Source organism: Flavobacterium soyae (assembly GCF_045348165.1).
Taxonomy (GTDB): Bacteria; Bacteroidota; Bacteroidia; order Flavobacteriales; family Flavobacteriaceae; genus Flavobacterium; species Flavobacterium soyae.
The window spans coordinates 655319-677581 of record NZ_CP150845.1; the positions used below are offsets into that span (position 1 = coordinate 655319).

A 22263-nucleotide genomic window follows, 5' to 3' on the forward strand; every position below is an offset into this window, starting at 1 on the left:
ACACTTATGGAAAGCAAAAAAAGTTATACAGCACTTAAGGTTTTATTCAGCTATGTTGCATTACTTGCTTTGGTGGTTACTGTGGGGTGGTTTCTATATTCAGAAAATGTAGTTTACAATAAACTCGAAGACAAAATTGCCCAGGAAAAAACCAAAATCCTCCGCGTAAGTAAATTGTTTTCGAATGTCTATAAAACAGAGAGTTTAGCAAGGAAAACTATTCAAACCAATTCTGAAAACGATTTTAAAAGTTATGTTATTGAAACCGATTCTTTAAAAGCAAGAATTGACACTTTAAAACAAATCGTTACTACAGAATATCAAAAAACACTTTTAGACAGTGTTACTTATTTGTTGTCTGAAAAAACAGAAAACATCAGACAGTTAAAAACCATAAAAAACAAAGCCGAAGACGAAGTTTCTGTAAATAACGCCATTGATGAAATTACCAAAATGGAGTTTAATCTTCGAAAACTGGAACTTCAGGATTTTACCAAAAACCCAAATGAATTAGGCAGTTATCAGCGCAATGTACTGCAAAAATATGTTGATTATTTAAACCAGAATATTCCAGATGACAGTACAAACACGCTTAGTAAAAAAGCATCAGATTCTATTTTAGCCAATTCAAAAAAACTGCTCAGTAATGTAAAACTGAAAGCAGAAAAGAAAAAAGAAACGCTGAATTTTGAGGAAAATAAATTACTGAAAAATGAAATTGCAATCTCAGAACAACTTCGAAAAGTATTGCGAATTATCGAAAGGGAAATTATCATCAATTCGATAAAAAATAACTCTTTAAAAGAAAAATCACTTAAAAAAGTCAATGAGATTGTAACGGCTTCGGCGATTATTGGTTTAATATTGACGATCTTTTTTTCTATTTTAATTGTGAGCGATTATTCGAAATCACAGCTGTATAAAAAACAGCTTGAAATAGCAAATTTTAAAACCAAAAATTTATTAAAAAGCCGTGAACAGTTAATCTCAACGGTAAGCCACGATTTAAAAACGCCTTTGAGTACAATTGTAGGTTATTCTGAACTTTTAGGCAATTCTGATATTAATACAAAACAGTCTTATTTCGTAAAAAACATCAAAAATTCATCTGAATATATTACGCAGCTTGTTCAGGATTTATTAGATTTTTCGAGAATTGAAGCCGGAAAGATTACAATTGAAAAAGTTCCGTTTTTTCTTCCTGAAATTATAGAAGATACTGCGAAAAATATTCAGACTGTTTACAAACAAAAAAACATTGATTTGATTATTAATGTTGATGAAAAGCTAAATACCAAAATTGTTGGCGATCCGTTTCGACTGAAACAAATTTTGACCAATATTATTGGAAACGCTTATAAATTTACAGAAGAAGGCCATATCAAAATCAGTTCTTATGCAACTGAAAACGAAAACTTTTATGTTATTACAATAACTGATACCGGAATTGGAATTGAAAAAGGCAATCAAAAATTAGTTTTTGAAGAGTTTGCCCAGGCGAATGAAAATATCGAAAAGAAATACGGCGGAACTGGTTTAGGACTTGCAATCTGTCAAAAAATAGTTTCGCTTTTAGGAGGAAAAATAAGTCTCGAAAGTACTTTTGGAAAAGGAAGTACATTTGAAATTAAAATTCCTCTGGTTTTTGATCATAGCGAAATTACAGTTGAAGAAATAAAAAGAAATATTGCAGAAAACACGAATAAACAAACTTTTATTGTAATTGACGACGACATTAATCTGCTTAATTTAACCAGCGGTGTTTTACGACAGGAAGAACATCAGGTTTTATCTTTTAATAGTGCTGTAAAAGCATTAGAAGCCATTCAGGACACTAATTTTGATTTTGTGATTACTGATATTCAAATGCCGGAAATGGACGGATTTATGTTTCTAAAAAATCTTCGAAATTCTGAAAAAGGTACTTATAAAAACCAGCCCGTAATTGCCTTAACGGGAAGAACAGATTTAGATGCTGCCGTTTATACTGAAGCCGGTTTTACAACAGTTGTAAACAAACCGTATTCGCCTAAAATATTACTGGAAACGATTCAGCATATTCTGGATAATGATACACTGCCAAAAGTAAAAATAAATACAGTTGAAGAAACTGCTTCTTCTCAACTTTATACTTTAGATACTTTAAAAGAATTTTTACACAATGACAGAAATGCCTTAAATGATGTATTAAAAGCTTTTATAATAAGCAGTAACGAAAATTTAGAACTGCTCGAAAATGCTGTTAATGAAAAAAACATTCCTGAAATAAATTCTATAGCACATCGTATTGCACCAATGTTCAGGCAGATAGAAGCACGCGATATTGGCACAATATTAAAAACACTGGAACAAAATAATCTTGAAATTTCAGACTTGAAAGATATTTATACAGCTCTTAAAGCAAAAACAAACAAACTTTTTGCTGCTTTAGAACAAGAAGTTTAATCGATATTGTAGTGCTTTAATTTATTGTAAAGTGTTTTTCTGGTAATTTTAAGCAGTTTGGCCGCTTCAGATTTATTATTCTGCGTTCTGTTTAACGCTTGAATAATAGCTTCCTTTTCATTATCTGACAAAGAAAAACTTCCGCTGAAACCTGATTGTTTCTGAGCCTGAAAAAATTCAATTGGCAAAACATCACTTTCAATAAAATCACCTTGTGTTAAAAGTGTAGCACGCTTTACACAGTTTTGCAATTCACGTAAATTTCCCGGCCAGCTGTAATTTTGAAAAATTGAAACAACTTCCAGCGAAAATCCTATTACCTCTTTATTCAACTGCTGATTGGCTTTTTCTAGGAAATAATCTGCAAAAACCATTAAGTCTTCATCACGGTCTTTTAAAGATGGAGACTGAATAGAAAATTCGTTGATTCTATGGTACAAATCTTCTCTGAAATCGCCGTTTTTTACTGCCTCGCGTAAATCTTCGTTTGTAGCTGTGATAATGCGGATATCGACGTTTATTTCTTTATTGCTACCAACAGGCTTAATTTTTCTTTCCTGAAGCGCGCGCAATAACTGAATTTGGTTTTCATAGGAAAGATTTCCTATTTCATCCAAAAAAAGAGTTCCGCCGTTTGCTGCTTCAAAATACCCCATTTTGTCGCTGATTGCTCCGGTGAAAGATCCTTTTAAATGCCCGAAAAATTCGCTTGCCGCCAGCTCTTTTGGAATTGCTCCGCAGTCTACTGCAATAAAGTTATTATTTTTTCTTTGGCTTTGCTGATGAATGCTTTTGGCAATAATTTCTTTTCCTGTTCCGCTTTCACCAATGATTAAAACTGACATATCTGTTGGACTTACCAATTGAATATGATCTAAGAGTTTTTTTGAAGCAACAGAAATTCCGCGTACAAATTCATTTTCCACAGCAACAGGTTTCTTTACCGATTTTTTTTGTTTAGCCGGAACTTCATTTTCTTCTTCGATTCCTGGAGTCTGCAGTGCATTTGTAATTACAAGCAAAACTTCATCCGGATTGAAAGGTTTCGAAATATAATCGGCCGCGCCATTTTTAATTGCTTTTACGGCAGTATTGACATCAGAATATCCGGTCATTAAGATTACCGGAATTTCAGGATGTGAGTTTTTAATTTCAGACATAAGCACAATTCCGTCAGAATCAGGCAGACGAAGGTCTGTCAAAATCAAATCGAATGATTCATTTTTGATTGCCGATCTGGCTTCTGAAGCAGAAAAAGCGATGCTTACTTCATATTGGTTTTTTACTAGAAATTTCTCTAATAATTTGCAAAACGAAATATCATCTTCTATTACTAATATCTTTGACATGTGATTGGAGGGACTTTTTTGCTAAAATAACACTATTAAAGTTATAATTTCTTAAAATTATGCGAAAAAAAAAGAGATTGCGTTGCGCAATCTCTTTTTCACCAAAAACATAAATCTAATTTCACCTAATTATATCTTCAACCAGTTGCCATTGACATCTGAATACACAGTAGCCTTTTGGTCCCCAACTGATATTTCAAGTTTATATTCTTTTTTATCATTAACATACGCTTTCTCCAGTTTTGCATTTGGATAAGCAGTTTGCAGAGCAGTCTTTACAGCTGCCGGGACAACATCTGTGCTAATTTCAGTATATTCTGTCTGAACGGAAACTGTTGTTTGTGCATTATTTGGAATTATCGCCGCTATTGCAGAAATTGACAAGCTCCCTAAAAGAATAGCTGCTGAGATGGCTAACTTTTTCATATTGCTCTGTGTTTAATTATTTTTTAATGATATTTCCTGAAGCATCAGTAAAAAAAGTATATTTCTTACCTTCTTTTGAAATTTCAAGTTTGTACTCGTCCTTAGCATTTTTCCATGCTTTTTCCAGTTTAGAACCTACAAACGATTTTTCAATTGTAGATTTTACAGCTGCCGGTACGGCATCTGGTGCAACTTCAGTATATTCATCCTGAATGTTTACTGATTTAATTACTGTATTTGATTCTGATGGAACCGCTGCCTGAATTGACAAACCACCCAAAACAATAGCTGCTGATAAGATTAACTTTTTCATAATACTTAAGATTTATAGTTATTTTTTTAAAATGTTTCCTGCTGCATCAGTGTAGACGATTGATTTTTCGCCTCTCACTGAAATTTCAATTTTATACTCTTTTTTTGAATTCACATAAGCTTTTTCAAGTTTTACACCAGGATAAGCTTCATCCAGAGATTTTTTAATCGCAGCCGGAACAGCATCGACTTCTTTATAATCATCTTGATATTTAACTGAATTCACTGCCGGGCTGGTCAGGCTCGCATTTTCTGCTTGTATTGACAAACTTCCTAAAAGAATAGCTGTCGATAGGATTAGCTTTTTCATAGTAATAGTTTTTAGGGTTAGTTTTTACTTATTTTTTACCCAGGATCCATCTGCGTTAGCATAAAGAAAGCCTGCTTTTTCTCCAACTGTTATTTCTAATTTGTATTGAGAAGAACTGTTTTTGTATGCTTTACTAAGAACTGCATCCGGATATGCTTTTTTAAGTGCATCTGTTACCGCTGCCGGTACTTCTGTTACATTAATTTCTACATAATCATCTTGTAATGATACTGCTTTTACGATTGTATTTGTAATTGGCGAAGTTGAAGCAAATGATGTTAAACCTCCCAAAACGATTGCGGCTGATATAAATAAATTTTTCATGACAATTATTTTTTAATATTCGTAACTTAATCTTAGTATTCTTAATTTGGATTTTCACAGCACATAAGATTATTTTTTAATCCAGGTTCCATCGGCATTAGCAAAAAGATTTCCTACTTTATCGCCTACTGTTACATCCAATTTATATTCTGACTTTTCATTTTTGTAAGCTTTAGTAATTACTGCATTAGGGTAAGCTTTTTTCAAAGCTTCAGTAATTGGAGCTGGTAATTCTTCTAATTTAATTTCAACGTAATCATCTGCAATAGAAACAACTTTTACAATAGAATTTGTTATTGGAGAAGTTGAAGCAAATGATGTTAAACCTCCTAAAACAATTGCGGCTGATAAAAATAAATTTTTCATAATGTGTATATTTTAATAGTTAATAGTTTGTTTACACTTTAGATAAAGAAACTATTGTGCCGAAAATAATGTATCAACCTTAAAACCTCTTTAAAGCCTGAAATTAAAGAGATTACTTAAAATGCACCAAAAATAGAAATAGGATAAAAGTGTGTATTTTGTAGAATAAGTGTGTAAAAAGTATACACTTATTGTGTATACTTAGCTATTTTAAATAAGAAGCTATTTATTCCATAGGAATATCTCATTGGTAGAATTTAATTTGGTTCATCAGTAGACGTTCCGTAGGAACGTTTGATTATCGAATAATAAATTCCGTTGGAATAACAAATATCCTTTTTTTTAAACTGGACTGAAGTCCAGCTCCACAATATAATTCGTTCCTTTGGAACTTTGAAAAGAGCCTTTGGCTCTATATTGCCGGCCGGATTTTAATCTGGTGTATGTATAGATATATAAAACAAACCCGACAGGTTTTAAAAACCTGTCGGGAATAATAGAGGAAATTCCTAAAATAAAAAAGGCCGTCGATGACGGCCTTTAAATTATTCTGGACTATTCATTTTGAAAGTATCCATAAATGCAGTTGTATAATCTCCTGCAATATATTTTGGATCATCCATTAATTGTCTGTGGAAAGGGATTGTAGTTTTCACACCTTCGATTACGAATTCGTCAAGAGCCCTGCGCATTTTGCTGATGGCTTCTTCGCGAGACTGCGCTGTTGTAATTAACTTAGCAATCATTGAATCGTAATTTGGCGGAATGCTGTATCCTGAGTAAACGTGAGTATCTAAACGAACTCCGTGTCCTCCCGGCATATGAAGCGTAGTAATTTTCCCTGGTGAAGGACGAAAATCGTTATAAGGATCTTCTGCATTAATACGGCATTCGATAGCGTGTAATTCTGGTAAGTAATTTTTTCCTGAAATTGGAATTCCGGCAGCAACCATAATCTGCTCACGAATTAAATCGTAATCAATTACTTGTTCCGTAATTGGGTGCTCAACCTGAATACGGGTATTCATTTCCATGAAATAGAAATTTCTGTGTTTGTCTACAAGAAATTCTACAGTTCCAGCTCCTTCGTATTTAATAAATTCTGCAGCTTTTACAGCAGCTTCTCCCATTCTTGTACGTAAGTCATCTGTCATGAAAGGCGAAGGCGTTTCTTCAGTAAGTTTTTGGTGACGACGCTGCACAGAGCAGTCTCTTTCAGAAAGGTGACACGCTTTTCCGTAAGAATCTCCAACAACCTGAATTTCGATATGACGTGGTTCTTCAATAAGTTTCTCCATGTACATTCCGTCATTTCCAAAAGCAGCAGCGGCTTCCTGACGCGCACTTTCCCAAGCTTTTAAAAGCTCTTCTTCTTTCCAGATTGCACGCATTCCTTTTCCACCACCACCTGCAGTAGCTTTCATCATTACTGGGTAACCAATTTCTTTAGCTACTTTTTGCGCATGTTCGTAAGATTCTAATAATCCGTCTGAACCTGGCACACAAGGAACTCCTGCAGCTTTCATTGTAGCTTTTGCAGAAGCTTTATCTCCCATTCTGTCGATCATTTCAGGAGCCGCACCAATAAATTTGATTCCGTGCTCCTGGCAAATTTTTGAGAATTTAGCATTCTCCGAAAGGAAACCGTATCCTGGGTGTATTGCATCTGCATTTGTAATCTCTGCAGCAGCAATAATATTTGACATTTTTAAATACGATAAGTTACTTGGAGGAGGACCAATACAAACCGCTTCGTCGGCAAATTTAACATGCAGACTTTCTGCATCGGCTGTAGAATAAACTGCAACAGTTTTAATCCCCATTTCCTTGCACGTACGAATTACACGAAGTGCAATTTCTCCTCTATTCGCAATTAATATTTTTTTAAACATCTTATTTTAATTAGATAATTAGACAATTTGATAATTAGATAATTTTAGATGCCTGATGTATTAATTCTGTCAGATCAATCTAAAATCTAAAATCTAAAATCTAAATTTATTTATGATGGATCTACTAAGAATAAAGGTTGGTCAAATTCAACTGGAGACATATCGTCAACAAGAATTTTTACAATTTTACCTGAAACTTCTGATTCGATTTCGTTGAATAATTTCATTGCTTCAATTACACAAAGAACATCCCCTTTTGCGATAGTGCTTCCTACTTCTGTAAAAACTGGTTTATCTGGAGATGGTTTTCTATAGAATGTTCCAATAATTGGAGATTTTATAGTAACATATTTAGAGTCAGCAGCAGCAGCAGGAGCCTGAGTTTCAGCAGCTGTATTTACAACTATTGGAGCTGTAACTTGCGGCGCAGCTTGCGGCAATGCAGCCTGAGCTGGTAATTGCTGTACATAAGTAGTCTCTGTAACATTTCCTTCTAAAGTTGTTCTGATCGTGATTTTTACATCATCCATTTCTAACTTCACTTCCGCAACTCCCGAATTTGCTACAAATTTGATTAGGTTTTGAATTTCTTTTAAATCCATAATGATTCGTTTTTAGTTTTAATTTATTTTTTATCGTAAGCCCATTTCAGGTAAATAGATCCCCAAGTGAATCCTCCTCCAAATGCAGCTAAAATAATATTATCTCCTTTTTTGAATTGATGTTCAAAATCGCTAAGTACCAAAGGTAATGTTCCTGAAGTTGTATTACCGTATTTTTCGATATTAACTAGTACTTTAGACTCTTCAAGTTCAAGTCTTCCTGCAGTAGCATCGATGATGCGTTTGTTTGCCTGGTGCGGCACTAACCAATCAACGTCCTGATTCGTTAAATTATTTCTTTGCAAAATTAATTCGCTGGCATCAGCCATATTAGTTACAGCATATTTAAATACTGTTTTACCATCTTGCATTATATTGTGCTGTCTGTTTTTTACAGTCTCTTCTGAAGCTGGGATTAAAGATCCTCCCGCAGGTATTTTAAGAAAATCACGTCCTACACCATCACTTCTTAAATATTCATCCTGTAAACCTAAACCTTCATAATTTGGCTCAAACAAAACAGCTCCTGCCCCATCACCAAAAATAATACAAGTTGCTCTGTCTGTATAATCTACAATTGACGACATTTTATCTGCACCTATTAATAGTACTTTTTTATATCTTCCAGATTGTACATAAGCCGCAGCAGTTGACATTCCGTATAAGAAACTTGAACAAGCCGCCTGCAAATCGTATGCAAATGCATTTGTTGCTCCAATTTCTGTTGCAACATAAACTCCTGTAGAAGCCACCAGCATATCTGGTGTTGCTGTCGCCATGATAATCATATCTATCTCCAGCGGATCTATATTTGCTTTTGCTATTAAATTTTTTGCTGCTTGTATGGCAAGGTAAGATGTTCCTTTGTCAGCATCTTTAAGAATTCTTCTTTCTTTAATTCCGGTACGAGTGGTAATCCATTCGTCATTGGTATCTACCATTGTTTCCAATACTTTGTTAGAAAGTACAAAGTCTGGTACATAAGCTCCAACAGCGGTAATTGCGGCTGTGATTGTATTCATTATATTCTATATTTCCTTTCAAATATTATTATTTGAAAAATTTTTAAAAGACTCGAAAATTACAAAAAAAAATGTAACGAATTTGCGTGTATTTTCTTAAAAAGCAAAAATTATAACCAACAAAAAAAACTCTCACTATGTGAGAGTTCTAGTATAACTTACAAAAACGTATTAAGCAACCGCTTCAGATTTATCGATAACAACTTGCCCTCTGTAGTACATTTTACCTTCATGCCAGTAAGCTCTGTGGTATAAATGTGCTTCACCAGTGATAGGACATGTAGCGATTTGAGCTACAGTAGCTTTATAATGTGTTCTTCTCTTATCTCTTCTTGTTTTCGAGGTTTTTCTCTTAGGATGTGCCATTTTACTATATTATTTATCCGTTAATAGTTTCTTTAATTTTTCCCAACGCGGGTCAATATCTTCTTCTTTATTACTCTCTTCCTTTTGTTCTTTTACACTTAATTCATTCAACTTTGTTAAAGCTTCGGTTTGTAATGTACCGTCTTTAACGCCAGGATGAATTCTTTTTTGAGGCACCGAAAGCGCAATCATTTCATAAATGTATTGTGACACATCTAATTCATGTTCTCCATGTGGCAAAATCAACAATTCTTCATTATCATTATTGAATTCATCTCCAAAACGAACAATTAACTTCATTTTTCCCTTAATAGGTAAATCAAAATCTTCGCCGGTCAAATCACAAGGCACATTTACGGTTCCTTTGTGTTTAAATTCTAACTCTAACATATTGCTTTTCTTATCGAAAACCAAATTCACTTTAATATCTGAACTTTGAAACTCATCATAGTCAAAGTCCTTAAAGAACGTGTTATTTATTTGATACTCAAAATGGTGTTTTCCCAGCTTTAACCCTATAAAAGGAATTAAAAATTCTTTTGATTTGCTCATTTCAACATCAGTTTGTTTAATTCAAATACAAAACTACATATCTGAATTGGGGTGCAAAGATATAAAATTATTGTAAATCTAATAATCTTATTCACCTTTTTTTGTTTATAACTGTTTTTCTTTTATTTTAAGAGGTTTTTCGCTAATCTCCTCATACTGATTACGAGAGCGAAAAATATCTAGTGCAAGGTAAACTGCTTCTTTAAACGAATTAAAATCGGCCATGTCTTTTCCGGCAATATCGTATGCTGTTCCATGATCTGGCGATGTCCTAACCTTATTTAACCCTGCCGTATAATTAACTCCTTTTCCAAATGAAAGCGTTTTAAACGGAATCAATCCCTGATCGTGATACGTTGCTACAATAGCATCATATTTCTCATATTGACCGCTTCCAAAAAATCCATCGGCAGAAAATGGCCCAAAAACCATAGTACCGCTGTCAAATATTTTCTTCAAAACCGGTTTTAGGATCAAATCTTCCTCTTTTCCAATAACACCACCGTCTCCGCTATGAGGATTTACCCCTAAAACTGCAATTTTTGGTTTTACTATACTAAAATCCTGAATAAGGGATTTTCTGATTGTTTCGATTTTTCTGGTAATTAATTCTTCTGTCAAATGAGATGAAACTTCATTTAACGGCACATGATCTGTTAACAAACCAACTCTTAAATTATCCTGAACCATCATCATCAGCGCATTTCCTTCTAATTCCTGATCCAGATAATCTGTGTGTCCCGGAAATTTAAACTCTTCTGACTGGATATTATATTTATTGATTGGTGCTGTAACCAAAACATCAATCCCTCCATCTTTTAAAGCCTTAGTAGCTGCAACAAATGATTTGATCGCATACTCGCCAATTTTCTCATCATTTGTTCCTAATTTAATATCGACTCCTTCTCTCCAAAGATTAAAGACATTTACTTTCCCCGGAATAATCTGATCCAGCTTATCTACACCGTGAAACTGCACAGTCGAAGTAAAGCTTTTTTTTACGAAAGAAAGAATTTTAGCATTTGCAAAAATAACTGGTGTACACAATTCTAACATTCTGGAATCTTCGAATGTTTTTAGTATAACTTCGCTTCCAATACCGTTTAAATCTCCAACTGAAATTCCAACAATTATATTTTCTGCTTTTTTATTCATGAGCTCAGCCTATTTATTACTAATTTTGATGTGCAAATTTAGTAAAATAAAACTACAATGTTTACAGGAATTATTGAAACCCTTGGAAGAATCCACGAAATACAAAAAGACAAAAACAATCTGCATGTTACTGTTGAGTCATCGATCACTAACGAATTAAAAATCGACCAAAGCGTTTCTCATAACGGAATATGCCTTACAGTCGTTGCTATAAAGGATTCATTTTATACCGTTACAGCTATTGAAGAAACGATTTTAAAAACCAATATTGGGGATTGGAAAGCCAATGATATTGTAAACTTAGAAAGAGGAATGAAACTTGGTGACCGCCTTGACGGACATATTGTTCAGGGCCACATAGACCAAACCGGAATATGTACAAAAATTGAAGAAGCAAACGGAAGCTGGAATTATACTTTTGAATACGACCAAAACCTAAACAATATTACAATTGAAAAAGGGTCTATTACCGTAAACGGTGTTAGTTTAACTGTCGTAAATTCTAAAACAAACGAATTTAGTGTTTCGATAATCCCGTATACTTTTGAAAACACCAATTTTAAAGATTTCAAAGTTGGCACTAAAATAAATTTAGAATTTGATGTTGTTGGAAAATACATTTCAAGACTTTATTCTATAAATAAATAATCCGAAAAAGTTAACGCATAAAAAAAGCTTCAGTTTAAACTGAAGCTTTTTTTATTTTATTTCGGTATATAATTGTCATTCCTAAAATAAATCCTCCTGCCAGCAAATACGGTATATGCTCATTAATAGGCAGTCCCGGAGGCGGTATATCATCTTCATCAGCTGTCGTAGCTGCAGATTTAGCCGTTGACGGCGGCGGCGGCGTACTAGCTAAAATAACCGACGCATTCGATACAATTAAAAAAAATGCTAAAAAAATAATTCTTATTATCTTCATAAATTCAACGTGCTGAAATTCAACATACTATACTACTGGCAAATATTTGTTAGAAACACATCACTAAAATGATTTCTAAAAGGAAATTCTTTGGCAAAAATATACGATTTTTACAAAAAAGCAACTTTATAAGCAATAAAGTGATGTAAAATTAATATACGTATTATAATACAATTCAGATCTAAAGGTAAATAAATTTAGATTTAAAACATAGATTAACTACTTAAATCATCGATTAACTGCAAGAAAAAATCTAACTATTAAACACTGAATTTCAAATGTTTATTATGCAAATCGCTTCTTTTACATATCATTTATGGCTTTTTATAAATTTTTAAAAATACAAGAATATTCTTATGTAATATTTTTTTAGAAAAAATGTCCTAAATTTCAATAAGTCAGAAAGAACTGTAATTTTAGGGAGTTAAAAAAAATAATAGACCTCATTTTTTCAATTTTGAAGAACAATCAAATATTTCTGAATTAATATATTTGCATTCAACAAATTTACAGTAAAAGATCTTAAGACTTTTTTTGAGTCAAAAACAGCAATTAATAAATGAAAAATAAATATACAGTTGGAAGTTTGTATGCAGGCGTAGGCGGTATATGTTTAGGTTTTGAAAAAGCTGGTTTTAATTTGAAATGGGCTAATGAATTTGACAAAAAAGCCTGCGTTACCTATAGAAACAATTTCAAACATAATCTTATTGAAGGTGATGTAATGGAACTTGACACGGCAACTCTTGAACAAGTGGATATTTTAACTGCTGGTTTTCCCTGCCAGCCATTTTCGCTGGCCGGCCACAGAAAAGGTTTTGACGACCGAAGGGGAAATCATTTTTTTAAAATTCTGGATTTCATTGACGAAATCAGGCCTAAAGTGGTTTTTCTTGAAAATGTAAAAAATCTAAAAAGCCACGATAAAGGGAACACATTAAAAGTTATAAAAAGTGAAATAAAAAAACGCAACTATACTTTTGACAGTTCTATTTTAAATACCAAAGATTTTGGAAATACTCCTCATAACAGAGAGCGGCTTTTCATGATTGCTTTTGATAAAAACTTCTTAAATAATAAAAGTTTCAAGTTTAAATTCCCCGAAAAGGAACAATTAACGAAGTCTATTAAAGATTTAATTATTACAGAAAAAGTTTCTGATAAATTTTATTATGGCGAGGAGAAGTACATGTACAACAAATTGAAGGAAGCGGTTGTAGACAAGAATCACATCTATCAATTTAGAAGACAATATGTTAGAGAAAACAAATCAGGCTTATGCCCTACGCTGACAGCCAATATGGGAACGGGCGGACATAACGTTCCGATCATTACAACCGATTTTGGCTTTAGAAAACTAACTCCAAGAGAATGTTTTAGACTTCAGGGCTTTCCTGATGATTATAAACTGCCTGCAATTTCAAATTCAAGCTTATATAAACAAGCTGGAAATTCGGTTAGCATGCCGGTTATTCAAAGATTGGCTGAAGAAATTTTTAAGGTTATAGAAAAGGTTGAAGCAAAAGAAAAGAAGAAAGAAAAAGTATAATTTTCAACTCTTTTTTTCTTCTGTTTTTATTTTTGAAGATTCTATTTCTTCCTGAATTTTTTCGACACAAGAATTTAATTCTTTTTGAACTTCTTTACTCCAAAACCGAATTACTTTCCATTTTTTAGCCATCAAAAAAGCATTGACTTCAATATCACGTTTCCTATTTCGTTCGATTTTCGGAATCCAATAGTCACGATTTGATTTAATTCGCAATTGCTGCGTTTCCCAATCTTTTCCGTGAAAAAATTCGCTGTCTATAAAAATGGCAATTTTATACTTTGCAAAAGTCAAATCCGGTTTTCCAAATATTTTTTTATTGTTCTTTCGATAACGATAACCCAATTCCCACAAAGCTTTGGCAAGCCTGACTTCTTGCGTTGTTGCCGTGCTTTTTATGGCCTGCATATTTTTTCTCCGTTGTTCGGGAGTTAAATTATCCATTGTTTTGTGAAGATTAAAATTGCCTTTTAAACATAAAGTTACTTTATTTTCTTTGAAGGCGAACAAAACTAGCACAAAACAAAAAAGCCTCTACATTTCTGTAAAGGCTTTCTATTTCTAAAGAAGTGGTCCCACCTGGGCTCGAACCAGGGACCACCTGATTATGAGTCAGGTTTTATTTATTTCACTATAACTTATTTTAAATTACAATACCTGATAATCAAATATTTATATTTTTTAAAATGATTAATAAATCATTATTTCTTATTTTAATTGTACTTTTGCTCGTCAAATGCTCGTCAAAATTATAATATAAATTTTCAATAATGGTATCATACAAATTTACACTAAAATCAACGCCAAATGCACAAGGCGATTATTTTATTAATCTTGTATTAATTAAAGACAGAACAAATACTAGTTTATCGATCAAGAAAAAATGTAACTATGAAGATTGGTCATTTGAAACAGAACGTCTTAAAAAATCTCATAAAGAATACAAGCAAATTAATGACCTGATTGAAAAATATTCTGGTCGGGTTAACAATATTATCCATGAATTTGAATTAGATGAAACTCCATTTACCTTACAGGATATTATAACCAAATTCAAAAAGGACTCAGGAAAACAACAAGCATTAAGTTATACTTCTTTTCACGAAAGTTTAATAGAAGAAATTAAAAATGCAGGAAAACTGTCCACCTCAAACATTGAAAAAGACACCTTAAAATCGATTCAACGATTTTTCAACAGAACCGAAATCACTTTTAAAGATTTATCAGTAGATGCAATCTATAAGTATCAATCTTTTTTAAGCAGCAATAACAACAGCCAAAGTACAATTGGCATAAGAATCCGCACTTTAAGAGCCGTTTTTAACAAAGCTATTAATCGTGAAATTATCCCTTCAACGATGTATCCTTTTGATAAATTTAAAGTATCAAAAATTAAGGAAAGTGGTAAAAAAGAATATTTGTCTGAAGAGGAACTTGAACTATTGAAAAATGCAGAATTACTAAATAAAAGTGACATTATTGCACGAGATATGTTTTTGCTAAGTTTTTATGGAAGGGGAATTAATTTCATTGATTTAATACAATTAAAAAAAACAGATTTATACAAAGACACAATTACATATAAAAGAAGTAAAACCGAAGTAATAGTGAATTTTAAAATAAATGAACATTGGAGGCGCAAAATTGAAGAATATGTTTCGCCAGCCGACTCAATCTATTTGTTCAATATCATCCATAATAATCAGAGCTCCAAAATTTATATAAATAACAGAAAAAGGAAATATCTGAAAATTTATATAAATATACCTCTTAAAACAATTATTACTGATCTAAATATTCAAAAGAAAATTACCTACTACTGCGCAAGACATTCATTTGCAACAATTCTAAAATTTAATAATATTTCGGTAGACATTATAAAGGAAGCTTTAGGTCATAAAGATATTAAATCCACTATGTCTTATTTAAACACACTTCCAAGCAACACTCTAGATAAAATGATTGATGATATTATTTTTTAAATAAGTTTCAACTCTCTCTAAAATTACCTATACAAAATTCATTTTAATCTTTAGTCCGACGTTCTAACTGTGCAATAATTCTAGATTACATAAAAGAAAACGTTATAAAACCAGTTCATATTATTAAAGAAAGCTATATCTAATACAGTCGAGCTTCTCGTAAAGCACCTTATCCGGAAATAAGGAATTAAAAAGGTAAATGGTAAAACATCAATATGAGAAGAGTTACATATTTCTCAATTACTGAATGAGATTGAAGTCATTACATATACTCAAAAGTCAGATTTATTACATTGTTTTCAAATCTGCCAATTTTGATTTACATATTTGAGAAAAAAATCCTCTTTTTCAAAACCTATATCTGTTAATTCATCTAAAATTTTCTCATAGTTGCTGCAAAATCATACATAAACTATTGCGTCAGAACTTCAATTTACTACTTTTTAAAAAACTGTACAATTTTTATTTACTCTTATTCAATCTATTATGGGATATAATTAATTATTTCGCTAATAAAATAATCCACTTATTTATACCCATAAAAAAGCCCTCAGGAATGAGGGCTTTAGATCATTATTGAATTAATATTTTATAAAGAAGAAGCTTTTATTCTTACTATTTTACCATCCTGCATAACAACTATATCGCTGTTATTTTTCTTTTTAAACTCAATTAATTTTTCAGAAACTTTATCCATTGCATCTATAATTTTCTTCTGAGTCGGTGTCGTTGTTGTTTTGTGTTCTCCCATGATTCGTTATTTTTGAGTTTATCGAACTTAATTTTATCTTTAACTTCAATATCGTTACCTAATATCTTTTGTGCTATTAATTCAGCTTTTACTGCTGTATTATCAAAAATCAATGCCTCATTAACTATCGGCAAATATATATCAAATAAATTAGTTATTCCATTTTTATATCTTCGCTTAATAACATCGGTTTCAATGTTATGACCACCTTCTTGAACCCGAAGCTTAACTCTTTCAATAGCCAAGTCAACATTATTAAGCCAAAAAAACAAAAGCACCACTTTATATCCTTTTTCCTGAGCTGTAATCACTTTCTGTTTATAGCTTTTCGTTGCTAAAGTTGTTTCAAAAGCAAAAACTTCGTTATTAGCTAATAATTCATTTATTCTGTGAAGCATTATTCTCCCCGCTTCAAAAGCTACCTTTTCCGGTTGAAATGGAGAAAGCCCTTTGGCTATTTCATCAGCATTTACAAACTCTTTGCAATTTAATATTTCAGGAAGTATTGTAAACGAAGCAGTCGTTTTACCCGCTCCATTGCAACCTGCGATTATATATAGATTTTTACTCATTATTACAAAGATAAGAAATTTCAAATTTAATAAATGCTATTTTTATATACTTGGAAATAGCTATTAATCATTTCTCTCTATTGAGAACTATTCACTATAATATATTTTTCATAGTCCCTGGCTATTTATGCTCACCTAATTCCTCCGCTCTTTCTAAAGAAATATTCTTCTCATTTAGCTAGTTGCAGATCACACTCATTTTAATAGTCTACGGATTCAATTTTTAATCTGGAAATAATGTCTTTAGCGGATCAATCATCCCATGAATATCAAACTGGTCATAATATTTTTACATGTCTCATATTCCAAATAAAACCATAAGGCACTGTAAAACAATACCTTATTACTTAACTTAAATTCAGAACGAGTGTATTTTAGTCCTTTCAACTGAACCATCTGTTTTACAAGAATTTACAGCTATAATAGAGGTTTAAAAAAAACATGTGACTTTCGAAAATTCTAAAGAGATTAAATCTAACTGTAGCTAAACCTCTTAATTTAAAACTCGCACTGGAGTGCGAGTTTTAGATACTTCTTTCTATAAATTATTATAAATTGAAATAGATCTACTTAATGCGCAAACAAAAAGACCATTAAGTTAAAGTAAAATAATACGAACTACTTTTCCTTTCATTTTGGTTAGCCCCCGATTATCCCGACATTATATTTTTTTTATCTGATTAACTTTTCCTCTTTCCTGTTTTTACCGATTGAATAGGTTCAGGCTTTTTAGTATCCACTCCTAAATCAATTGTCACTTTTTCAATTTTACCACTAAATTTGAATGGCATTTTATAGGTCCAGTCAACAGGAGAACCTCCATCTTTACCAACATCTATTCCTTCAATAATAGAAAACTGAACTGGTACTGTTTTTTCTAGTCGACCGCTTCCTATTTTTTTTCCACTATCTGTTATTGTGATTGTTCCTCCTTTACCCATTCCTCCACCATCATATCTAAAATCTACAATCAGTTTATGTTTTCCTTTAGGCAAAGCTTCTGTAGCCACAATAGAAGTTCGGTCTAATGCAAGATAATTGTAAACAAATGTTGGTTTTCCATCTCTTAAATACAATCCGTAACCTGCCTGCATACCACCATGAGTAATAATAACACCATTTTCACTGGCATTATTCAATTCAATATCTGCAGTAATAGTCCATGATTTATTAAGCATAGAAGGCGCTGCTGCATCAGGCAGACCATTAGTTCCATCATAATAAGTCATTGTTTTACGATCTCCTACGAGAGTAGGTCTTCCCATTAATTCAGAATTCATTCTTATGGAACCTCGCCAATCAAGAGGCAGCACATTATATTTTGCAGCTTCTACCCACCAGAGATCTTGCAATTGTCTGAGTTTCTCGGGTTGTTTAACAGCCAAATCATTTGCTTGACTAAAATCTTCATCAATGTTATAAAGCTCCCATTTTTGCTTGTCTGGATCAAAGCTTTCTCGATTTGGATTCCAAGGCACAAATGCTGTGGCAGATGCCATCCAGCCATTTGAATAGAGACCTCTAGTACATCCCATTTCAAAATATTGAACTTTATGATGTCCTTTTGCCTGTGTACTATCTTTAGGAAAAGTATAAGCAAAACTGGTTCCTTCAATCGGTTTCTGTTTAATTCCGTTAAGTTCCGTAGGCGGAGTAATACCACAAACTTCATAAATTGTAGGAACAATGTCTATCACATGCATAAATTGGTTTCTCAATCCGCCTTTATCTTTAATTCTTTCCGGCCAATCAATAATCATAGGGTTTCTGGTTCCTCCGAAATGACTAGAGACTTGTTTAGTCCACTGAAATGGCGTGTTCATAGCCCAAGCCCAAGCAGAAGTAAAATGATTATAGTGTTTAGGGCCTCCTAATTCATCTATTACTTTTAGGTTGTCCTGCCATTTTTCAGGAAATCCATTAAAGAATAGCATTTCGTTTACGGATCCTTCAATTCCACCTTCTGCGCTTGCTCCATTATCACCAGCTATATAAACGATCATAGTGTTATCTGCATCTGGCAACTCTTTTACAGCTCTTATGATACGTCCCATCTGATCGTCACAAAATGCTCCATAGGCAGCAAATACTTCCATCATGTGTGCATATAATTTTTTTTGATCAGCATTAAGAGATTCCCATGCAGGCAGACTTTCAGGACGCGGTGTAAGTTTTGTACTAGCAGGTATAACACCTAATTTTTTTTGACGTTCAAATGCTTCTTCTCTGTAACGATCCCATCCCATATCAAATTTACCTTTAAATTTTGCTATCCAATCAGCAGGTGCATGATGAGGTGCATGGGTAGCACCTGGGGCAACATATAAAAAGAAAGGCTTATCAGGAGCAATACTTTTAGTTTTTTGCATCCAGGAAATGGCATGATCTGCCAAATCTGTGGTCATATAATAATTTGGATCTGATGAAGCTGGTACCAAATTTCGGTTTTCAAACAAAACAGGATTCCAATGATTCATATCACCTGAATTAAATCCATAAAAATAATCAAAACCTAATCCGTTGGCCCAATGATCAAAGGGACCGGCTGAGCTTAATTCCCATGGCGGCGTATTATGATTTTTACCTATCCATGCTGTAGTATAGCCATTCTGACTTAACACTTCTCCTACTGTACCACAGCTCTTAGGAAGAATACAAGTATAGCCCTCATAGCCTGTAGCTACTTCGGTGATACCGGCGAATGATGCTGAATGGTGGTTACGACCTGTAATCAAGGAGGCACGAGTAGGACTACATAATGCAGTGGTATGAAAACGATTAAATCGCAAGCCTTCAGCAGCAAGATTATCCATTGTAGGAGAAGGCACTCCTCCTCCAAAAGTGCTAAACTGTCCAAAACCTGCATCATCTAATAAAATAAGTACAATATTTGGCGCTCCCTTAGGAGCTTTTGCTGGTTGAGGAAACTGAGGAGGATCTGATTCTAGATAAGTTCTCCCAACGTTTCCAGGAAAATGAAAATCAGGACGAGGCAAAACCTGTGGGGTTCCATTTTCTTGCGCTAAAACCCCACCAGTGCCAATAATCATAAACATAATAATTAAAACTATTTTGTACTGATTTCGGCACACTACTTCTATAATTCTCTTCTTCATATTTTACTGATTTTAAAAGATTTAATATAAAATTAAGAATTAATTTAAGAAAAAACATATTTTAAATAATAATCTATAACTTATTTTCCCTTAATAAAGAACAATTTTTATATTTTAGGAAATTTACTTTCACTAAAATCCCACTTTAGCAAAAACACTAATGTCATTTACTTTCCATCGAATTTATATACGCTTTTTTCATTAGCTTTTTAATTTCTTTATCATTATTAGCATACATATACTCCCAAGCTTCTCTTATCCTATCATTTTGTATTTGTTGCATTTCAACTTCTCTACTATTATCGCTATAATGTATTCCCCAATTGTAAAGATTACTTATGGCTACCATTATAACAAGCCATAAAAACCACCTTCCAAAAACAATTTTGTAAAACAGTTTTGCGTCCTGTTCCGGAAATAACAAAACCTGAAATTTCTTGGTAATACTTTTCGGCTGTCTGCCAATCATAAATTTTATATCCAGGAAACCTTTTTGTAGGATAGCTTCTATTGGTCTAATATCTAATGGCTGCGAAACATTTTTTTCTGTTTTATACTCCTTTTCAAATACATCGATTTTATCGCCTACGGTATTAACCGCAGTAATAAGTTCTCCAATTTGCTGGTTATTTGTTTTCTGTTCCTGTGTAAATTCCTCCAGTACTAATTGCAACGTCTCTCGTTCTATATGACCTTTGTTAGCATTTGTTTCCATGTTATTATTTTTAATGTTATCTTCTTAATGCTGGTTTCTTTTTTTTCTTTTGAGGAATCCTCTGTAATTCAGGATCAATGTAATCAGCCGAGTATTCGGAATTCATTAGTTGACCTATAACCACGACAGCCTGCTTAACAACCTCTCCTGAACTATCTGAATTATAATTTTGCTTTTCTTCATTTTTCTTCCCTGTATTGAAAAAATTGAATACTAAAGTACTATCTGTATTACATTTTTTTTCTTCCCCCGTATTTTTCATGACTGGATGTTGATTCTGACTTAATATTTTTTCAATTTTTACCAATGAAAAACCAATTTCGCTCCCTTTTATTTTTACTTTTTTATCATCTATAAAAGAAATCCCCCTCCCTTTAAGGGCTTTATAACCCAAATTCAGCATTTGTCTTTCAAATACTAAATAAGAACTTGCAGACTTTAATGCCTGTTGAATATCGGTTTTTAATTTTTCTTTTCTACTGTCATGGCGAGGCAATAATCTATCTTTAGGAGACAGGAATGCCTTTGGACTTAATACCTCTTGAAGACCATATTGCTTTTCAAGACGACGACAAAGTTCAGCCATGCGTTTATAACTATTGCTGTCACTGGCAACCTTGCCATTAAAACCTACTCGATTAGCTGCAATATGAATATGCTGTTCTTTGGTATCATTATGCAGTACACAGATGTATTGATTGTCTGCTATACCGAACTCCTTAGCACATTCCCTACCAATCTCTCTAAATTGTTCTTTGGTCAATATATCTTCTGGAGCTAAACGTAGGGTCAGGTGTAACATTGGTTTTTCAACACGCCTGCTTAATTTCCTAACATCCTTAAACTGTTGTGTAAGTTCATACTTGTTCCCAAAGCACTTATTGTATTCTAATACTTCTGCTCGATCTTTATGCTGCAAATGATCTTGTATTGCAAGTGTAAGTTTTTTCTCTTCAGACAATTCTCTTTTATCCTCCAAACAGTAGCTAATACAATGGTAGAAAGAGCTGCCTATACTTACATGACCTATCATGACATAAAGCTTTTAATTTGAATAGCAAGATCTTTAACCTGCCCGGTCTGTACTTTTAATTCTGCCCGTTCAAGCGGGCTTAATTCATCATTGCTATTTCTCTTTTTTGCTATCTGATTCAGGTTGGCTGCCAAATGATTGAGCACTCCTGTAAAGCTTAAAATTTCCTTTGGAAGGGCTTTACTTCTGAAATCAATCTTTGCAGTTAATCCGATTTCACGAAGGTATTCGGAAACGGTAAGATTCGATTTTTTAGCTTTGGCTTCAATTATTTTACGCTCGTAGAGTGTACATTTAATTGCCATCAGTTGGTCTCTTTTAATTGCCTTTTTTGGTCGACCTCCTCTGTTTTTTTTAGTTCCATTCTGTTCTTCCATAATCTTTCATCATTTATTTTTTGAATGCGGCAGCATGAAAAAAATCCCCTCAACGAATGCGGCAGCATGAGATGAGCCAGCGTTTTGGTTTTACCAAAACATAGCTGGCTACCACTCGGACG

The 22263-nt window shown here is 33.0% G+C and carries 24 protein-coding genes and 1 tRNA gene; 4 read left to right on the forward strand and 21 right to left on the reverse strand.

What is annotated here, in order from left to right; genetic code table 11:
- The first annotated feature begins 6 nt into the window (after positions 1 to 6).
- Positions 7 to 2445: an ATP-binding protein gene (locus tag AABD74_RS03060; RefSeq protein WP_406844635.1), complete on the forward strand. Its 2439-nt coding sequence runs from the start codon at positions 7 to 9 to the stop codon at positions 2443 to 2445.
- Here AABD74_RS03060 and AABD74_RS03065 read toward each other — a convergent pair.
- From AABD74_RS03065 to pdxA, 12 genes are all read right to left on the reverse strand, one after another.
- Complete coding sequence (locus tag AABD74_RS03065) at positions 2442 to 3794, reverse strand: sigma-54-dependent transcriptional regulator (RefSeq protein WP_406844636.1); 1353 nt, start codon at positions 3792 to 3794, stop codon at positions 2442 to 2444. The genes AABD74_RS03060 and AABD74_RS03065 overlap by 4 nt on opposite strands.
- A gap of 129 nt (positions 3795 to 3923) precedes the next feature.
- On the reverse strand, positions 3924 to 4220 hold the full coding sequence (locus AABD74_RS03070; RefSeq protein WP_232681830.1) for a PepSY-like domain-containing protein: 297 nt from the start codon (positions 4218 to 4220) through the stop codon (positions 3924 to 3926).
- A gap of 16 nt (positions 4221 to 4236) precedes the next feature.
- The gene (locus AABD74_RS03075; protein WP_232681829.1) at positions 4237 to 4533 is read right to left on the reverse strand and encodes a hypothetical protein; all 297 of its coding nucleotides are present in this window, start codon (positions 4531 to 4533) and stop codon (positions 4237 to 4239) included.
- An 18-nt stretch (positions 4534 to 4551) separates the two neighbouring features.
- The gene (locus AABD74_RS03080; RefSeq protein WP_232681828.1) at positions 4552 to 4842 is read right to left on the reverse strand and encodes a hypothetical protein; all 291 of its coding nucleotides are present in this window, start codon (positions 4840 to 4842) and stop codon (positions 4552 to 4554) included.
- A gap of 24 nt (positions 4843 to 4866) precedes the next feature.
- Complete coding sequence (locus AABD74_RS03085) at positions 4867 to 5166, reverse strand: hypothetical protein (protein WP_232681826.1); 300 nt, start codon at positions 5164 to 5166, stop codon at positions 4867 to 4869.
- Positions 5167 to 5235: 69 nt separating this feature from the next.
- A complete protein-coding gene (locus tag AABD74_RS03090; protein WP_232681825.1) occupies positions 5236 to 5532 on the reverse strand; it encodes a hypothetical protein in 297 nt (98 codons plus the stop codon).
- Positions 5533 to 6077: 545 nt separating this feature from the next.
- Positions 6078 to 7424, reverse strand: coding sequence for an acetyl-CoA carboxylase biotin carboxylase subunit (accC, locus tag AABD74_RS03095; protein ID WP_232681824.1), 1347 nt, complete (start codon positions 7422 to 7424; stop codon positions 6078 to 6080).
- A gap of 110 nt (positions 7425 to 7534) precedes the next feature.
- Positions 7535 to 8026, reverse strand: a complete 492-nt coding sequence (gene accB / locus AABD74_RS03100) for an acetyl-CoA carboxylase biotin carboxyl carrier protein (RefSeq protein ID WP_406844637.1) — start codon at positions 8024 to 8026, stop codon at positions 7535 to 7537.
- Positions 8027 to 8049: 23 nt separating this feature from the next.
- Positions 8050 to 9048, reverse strand: a complete 999-nt coding sequence (locus AABD74_RS03105) for a beta-ketoacyl-ACP synthase III (protein ID WP_232681822.1) — start codon at positions 9046 to 9048, stop codon at positions 8050 to 8052.
- Positions 9049 to 9219: 171 nt separating this feature from the next.
- A complete protein-coding gene (gene rpmF, locus AABD74_RS03110) occupies positions 9220 to 9414 on the reverse strand; it encodes a 50S ribosomal protein L32 (protein WP_008465217.1) in 195 nt (64 codons plus the stop codon).
- 9 nt (positions 9415 to 9423) lie between these two features.
- Positions 9424 to 9966 carry a DUF177 domain-containing protein gene (locus tag AABD74_RS03115; RefSeq protein ID WP_232681821.1) on the reverse strand — a complete coding sequence of 181 codons (543 nt, stop codon included), beginning with the start codon at positions 9964 to 9966 and terminating at the stop codon, positions 9424 to 9426.
- Between the two features lie 105 nt (positions 9967 to 10071).
- Positions 10072 to 11121, reverse strand: a complete 1050-nt coding sequence (pdxA, locus tag AABD74_RS03120; RefSeq protein WP_232681819.1) for a 4-hydroxythreonine-4-phosphate dehydrogenase PdxA — start codon at positions 11119 to 11121, stop codon at positions 10072 to 10074.
- 57 nt (positions 11122 to 11178) lie between these two features.
- Here pdxA and AABD74_RS03125 point away from each other — a divergent pair, with 57 nt between their 5' ends.
- The gene (locus tag AABD74_RS03125; RefSeq protein ID WP_232681818.1) at positions 11179 to 11769 is read left to right on the forward strand and encodes a riboflavin synthase; all 591 of its coding nucleotides are present in this window, start codon (positions 11179 to 11181) and stop codon (positions 11767 to 11769) included.
- A 34-nt stretch (positions 11770 to 11803) separates the two neighbouring features.
- On the opposite strand, the gene AABD74_RS03130 is transcribed toward AABD74_RS03125, so the two are convergent.
- Positions 11804 to 12046, reverse strand: coding sequence for a hypothetical protein (locus tag AABD74_RS03130; RefSeq protein WP_232681817.1), 243 nt, complete (start codon positions 12044 to 12046; stop codon positions 11804 to 11806).
- Positions 12047 to 12605: 559 nt separating this feature from the next.
- On the opposite strand from AABD74_RS03130, the gene dcm reads away from it, so the two are divergent.
- Positions 12606 to 13595 (forward strand): DNA (cytosine-5-)-methyltransferase, encoded by a 990-nt coding sequence (gene dcm / locus AABD74_RS03135; protein WP_406844638.1) that lies wholly within the window; start codon positions 12606 to 12608, stop codon positions 13593 to 13595.
- Between the two features lie 3 nt (positions 13596 to 13598).
- Here the strand turns inward: dcm and AABD74_RS03140 are convergent, their stop codons facing one another.
- Both AABD74_RS03140 and AABD74_RS03145 read right to left on the reverse strand, forming a co-directional pair.
- Positions 13599 to 14039: a very short patch repair endonuclease gene (locus AABD74_RS03140; RefSeq protein ID WP_406844639.1), complete on the reverse strand. Its 441-nt coding sequence runs from the start codon at positions 14037 to 14039 to the stop codon at positions 13599 to 13601.
- 126 nt (positions 14040 to 14165) lie between these two features.
- A tRNA-OTHER gene (locus AABD74_RS03145) sits at positions 14166 to 14237 on the reverse strand.
- A 128-nt stretch (positions 14238 to 14365) separates the two neighbouring features.
- Here AABD74_RS03145 and AABD74_RS03150 point away from each other — a divergent pair.
- Complete coding sequence (locus AABD74_RS03150; protein ID WP_406844640.1) at positions 14366 to 15577, forward strand: tyrosine-type recombinase/integrase; 1212 nt, start codon at positions 14366 to 14368, stop codon at positions 15575 to 15577.
- A 589-nt stretch (positions 15578 to 16166) separates the two neighbouring features.
- Here the strand turns inward: AABD74_RS03150 and AABD74_RS03155 are convergent.
- The 6 genes from AABD74_RS03155 to AABD74_RS03180 form a co-directional block, all read right to left on the reverse strand.
- The gene (locus tag AABD74_RS03155; RefSeq protein ID WP_406844641.1) at positions 16167 to 16328 is read right to left on the reverse strand and encodes a hypothetical protein; all 162 of its coding nucleotides are present in this window, start codon (positions 16326 to 16328) and stop codon (positions 16167 to 16169) included.
- The gene (locus AABD74_RS03160) at positions 16280 to 16900 is read right to left on the reverse strand and encodes a zeta toxin family protein (protein WP_406844642.1); all 621 of its coding nucleotides are present in this window, start codon (positions 16898 to 16900) and stop codon (positions 16280 to 16282) included. The genes AABD74_RS03155 and AABD74_RS03160 overlap by 49 nt, the downstream gene beginning before the upstream one ends.
- A gap of 680 nt (positions 16901 to 17580) precedes the next feature.
- Positions 17581 to 20016, reverse strand: a complete 2436-nt coding sequence (locus AABD74_RS03165; protein WP_406844643.1) for an arylsulfatase — start codon at positions 20014 to 20016, stop codon at positions 17581 to 17583.
- A 163-nt stretch (positions 20017 to 20179) separates the two neighbouring features.
- A complete protein-coding gene (locus tag AABD74_RS03170; protein ID WP_406844644.1) occupies positions 20180 to 20731 on the reverse strand; it encodes a hypothetical protein in 552 nt (183 codons plus the stop codon).
- Positions 20732 to 20747: 16 nt separating this feature from the next.
- On the reverse strand, positions 20748 to 21764 hold the full coding sequence (locus AABD74_RS03175) for a relaxase/mobilization nuclease domain-containing protein (protein WP_406844645.1): 1017 nt from the start codon (positions 21762 to 21764) through the stop codon (positions 20748 to 20750).
- Positions 21761 to 22141 (reverse strand): plasmid mobilization protein, encoded by a 381-nt coding sequence (locus tag AABD74_RS03180; RefSeq protein ID WP_406844646.1) that lies wholly within the window; start codon positions 22139 to 22141, stop codon positions 21761 to 21763. Before AABD74_RS03180 ends, AABD74_RS03175 begins: the two co-directional genes overlap by 4 nt.
- Positions 22142 to 22263 lie beyond the last annotated feature (122 nt).

What these genes read in the sequence shown, in the direction of transcription:
- AABD74_RS03125 (WP_232681818.1), top strand. Translation starts at nt 11,179, where the DNA reads ATGTTTACAGGAATTATTGAAACCCTTGGAAGAATCCACGAAATACAA.
- AABD74_RS03075 (WP_232681829.1), bottom strand. Translation starts at nt 4,533, where the DNA reads ATGAAAAAGTTAATCTTATCAGCAGCTATTGTTTTGGGTGGTTTGTCA.
- AABD74_RS03090 (WP_232681825.1), bottom strand. Translation starts at nt 5,532, where the DNA reads ATGAAAAATTTATTTTTATCAGCCGCAATTGTTTTAGGAGGTTTAACA.
- AABD74_RS03105 (WP_232681822.1), bottom strand. Translation starts at nt 9,048, where the DNA reads ATGAATACAATCACAGCCGCAATTACCGCTGTTGGAGCTTATGTACCA.
- AABD74_RS03140 (WP_406844639.1), bottom strand. Translation starts at nt 14,039, where the DNA reads ATGGATAATTTAACTCCCGAACAACGGAGAAAAAATATGCAGGCCATA.
- AABD74_RS03175 (WP_406844645.1), bottom strand. Translation starts at nt 21,764, where the DNA reads ATGATAGGTCATGTAAGTATAGGCAGCTCTTTCTACCATTGTATTAGC.
- AABD74_RS03155 (WP_406844641.1), bottom strand. Translation starts at nt 16,328, where the DNA reads ATGGGAGAACACAAAACAACAACGACACCGACTCAGAAGAAAATTATA.
- dcm (WP_406844638.1), top strand. Translation starts at nt 12,606, where the DNA reads ATGAAAAATAAATATACAGTTGGAAGTTTGTATGCAGGCGTAGGCGGT.
- AABD74_RS03150 (WP_406844640.1), top strand. Translation starts at nt 14,366, where the DNA reads ATGGTATCATACAAATTTACACTAAAATCAACGCCAAATGCACAAGGC.
- AABD74_RS03060 (WP_406844635.1), top strand. Translation starts at nt 7, where the DNA reads ATGGAAAGCAAAAAAAGTTATACAGCACTTAAGGTTTTATTCAGCTAT.
- AABD74_RS03070 (WP_232681830.1), bottom strand. Translation starts at nt 4,220, where the DNA reads ATGAAAAAGTTAGCCATCTCAGCAGCTATTCTTTTAGGGAGCTTGTCA.
- AABD74_RS03180 (WP_406844646.1), bottom strand. Translation starts at nt 22,141, where the DNA reads ATGGAAGAACAGAATGGAACTAAAAAAAACAGAGGAGGTCGACCAAAA.
- accB (WP_406844637.1), bottom strand. Translation starts at nt 8,026, where the DNA reads ATGGATTTAAAAGAAATTCAAAACCTAATCAAATTTGTAGCAAATTCG.
- AABD74_RS03170 (WP_406844644.1), bottom strand. Translation starts at nt 20,731, where the DNA reads ATGGAAACAAATGCTAACAAAGGTCATATAGAACGAGAGACGTTGCAA.
- AABD74_RS03165 (WP_406844643.1), bottom strand. Translation starts at nt 20,016, where the DNA reads ATGAAGAAGAGAATTATAGAAGTAGTGTGCCGAAATCAGTACAAAATA.
- rpmF (WP_008465217.1), bottom strand. Translation starts at nt 9,414, where the DNA reads ATGGCACATCCTAAGAGAAAAACCTCGAAAACAAGAAGAGATAAGAGA.
- AABD74_RS03130 (WP_232681817.1), bottom strand. Translation starts at nt 12,046, where the DNA reads ATGAAGATAATAAGAATTATTTTTTTAGCATTTTTTTTAATTGTATCG.
- accC (WP_232681824.1), bottom strand. Translation starts at nt 7,424, where the DNA reads ATGTTTAAAAAAATATTAATTGCGAATAGAGGAGAAATTGCACTTCGT.
- AABD74_RS03160 (WP_406844642.1), bottom strand. Translation starts at nt 16,900, where the DNA reads ATGAGTAAAAATCTATATATAATCGCAGGTTGCAATGGAGCGGGTAAA.
- AABD74_RS03065 (WP_406844636.1), bottom strand. Translation starts at nt 3,794, where the DNA reads ATGTCAAAGATATTAGTAATAGAAGATGATATTTCGTTTTGCAAATTA.
- pdxA (WP_232681819.1), bottom strand. Translation starts at nt 11,121, where the DNA reads ATGAATAAAAAAGCAGAAAATATAATTGTTGGAATTTCAGTTGGAGAT.
- AABD74_RS03115 (WP_232681821.1), bottom strand. Translation starts at nt 9,966, where the DNA reads ATGAGCAAATCAAAAGAATTTTTAATTCCTTTTATAGGGTTAAAGCTG.
- AABD74_RS03085 (WP_232681826.1), bottom strand. Translation starts at nt 5,166, where the DNA reads ATGAAAAATTTATTTATATCAGCCGCAATCGTTTTGGGAGGTTTAACA.
- AABD74_RS03080 (WP_232681828.1), bottom strand. Translation starts at nt 4,842, where the DNA reads ATGAAAAAGCTAATCCTATCGACAGCTATTCTTTTAGGAAGTTTGTCA.